The organism is Brevibacterium sp. SIMBA_078 (assembly GCF_046534565.1).
Classification (GTDB): Bacteria; Actinomycetota; Actinomycetes; order Actinomycetales; family Brevibacteriaceae; genus Brevibacterium.
On the sequence record NZ_JAWRYQ010000637.1, the window covers coordinates 1 to 232 of the forward strand.

General features: G+C 37.1%; 1 protein-coding gene. It reads right to left on the reverse strand.

Features of this window, described 5'->3' with window-relative positions:
* On the reverse strand, nt 1-232 hold a 232-nt coding region (locus SB749_RS21055), incomplete at both ends, for an EAL domain-containing protein (RefSeq protein WP_410712034.1).

A 232-nucleotide genomic window follows, 5' to 3' on the forward strand; every position in this document is an offset into this window, starting at 1 on the left:
GTGATATTCTTCAACTGTTTCAATACCCTCAGCTAACGCCATTATGTTCAGTTCTTCAAACATATTTAAGCAGTTACGCACAATAGTTTGGCGTTTTGTGTCTTTGTCGATATCGCGTATAAGTGCCATATCGAGTTTAATAATATCTGTTTGAAAGTCAGCTAGTAAGTTTAATCCAGAATAGCCTGAGCCAAAGTCATCGGTAGCTGTTTTAAAGCCTAATTCTTGGTAG